Source organism: Staphylococcus sp. HMSC13A10, from assembly GCF_001808005.1.
GTDB lineage: Bacteria > Bacillota > Bacilli > Staphylococcales > Staphylococcaceae > Staphylococcus > Staphylococcus pasteuri.
Genome location: NZ_KV791874.1, coordinates 1 through 1347, shown reverse-complemented (window position 1 = coordinate 1347; position 1347 = coordinate 1). Strand labels below are relative to the sequence as shown.

Sequence of the window (1347 nt, the reverse complement as noted above, 5' to 3'; positions counted from 1 at the left end):
ATAAATGTGTGTATATTTATGTTAAGATGGTAAAGGAGGTGTCCAAATGGAAATAATCACATTCGCAGCTGTTAAAGGTGGAGTAGGAAAAACAACATTATCCTATAATTTTTCTGGATATTTAGCTGACTTGGGATACAAAGTATTAATGATAGATTTTGATCACCAATGCAATTTATCTCAAATATTAGGAATTTATGATCAAAAGAATACTGTCTTATCTATATTCGAAAAAATAGATGCACTACATATTGAAGAAAAAGTTAAGATACACCGTATTAATAACAATATAGATCTTATCAGTGGATTTTTACGTTTAGATGAGTATGAGAAGCATATGAGTACGACAGATGGAAAAGACATGCAATTATATATGTGGCTAGATGATTACTATGAAGAATATAATATTGGTCAATATGACTATATTATTATTGATACACATCCTGATTTCACCACATCAACAAGAAATGCAATTGTGGTAAGCCATAAAGTAATTTCTCCTAATAAGCCAAGTGGCTTTAGTGATGATTCAAATGCAAACATTTCATATCGTATTAATAAATTAAAGAAGGATTTAATTGACTTTAGGACACGAGAAAGTTATGTAACAGCTAAACTTTTTTTCGTTGGAAATATGGTCAAACATAATACTAAATCATCAATCAATTTTAAAAAAAGCATTGAAAATCAAGAAGATTATATAACTTATTTTCCTGATAAGGAATTAATTACACGCAGTGTTTTAGAAAAAAAGCCAATTGTATCATTTAAACAAGAACCTACAATATACTTAAAGGAAAAAAGTTTTTTTCAGCAATTTATAAATAGTTGTAAAGCTATTAAAGATGCTTGATTAATACAAATTAAAAAGAGTGCTTTAATTTGTAATTACATCAACACATGTATATACATCAACATGTGTATGTTTATGTATATAATACATTATGAAAGGTGTTTTAAAATGGCGTTTAATAAAAAAATAGATAGTAATAATCAAGAAAAGAATATAGAAAAAGCTTTAGAGAATGCAGTATCACCTTATACATCGTATAAAAAAATAGAGATTAAAAAGGGATAAAATTAAAGAAAAGAAAAAGAGATATCAATTTATGTTACAGCCTTCAGTTAGAAAAAAACTAGATGAGTTAGTTGAAGAAAATAATTATTCATCATCTTCAGAATTTTTAAATGAGATTATAAAACAATTATATGTAAACTAGTTTTACATATAATATTTCAGATAAATGCAGGGGAAGTTAGGAAAACCCTATTAACAAAGAATTTGATTTGTTAATAGGGTTTATTTTTGTGTATACACAAAAATAAACTTGTAAGTATATATATAAA

At 25.9% G+C, this 1347-nt stretch carries 2 protein-coding genes; both read left to right on the top strand.

What is annotated here, in order from left to right:
• The first annotated feature begins 46 nt into the window (after positions 1-46).
• Positions 47-853: a ParA family protein gene (locus tag HMPREF3125_RS08845; RefSeq protein ID WP_070453282.1), complete on the top strand. Its 807-nt coding sequence runs from the start codon at positions 47-49 to the stop codon at positions 851-853.
• A 256-nt stretch (positions 854-1109) separates the two neighbouring features.
• Positions 1110-1220 (top strand): ribbon-helix-helix domain-containing protein, encoded by a 111-nt coding sequence (locus tag HMPREF3125_RS13095; RefSeq protein ID WP_256278095.1) that lies wholly within the window; start codon positions 1110-1112, stop codon positions 1218-1220.
• Positions 1221-1347 lie beyond the last annotated feature (127 nt).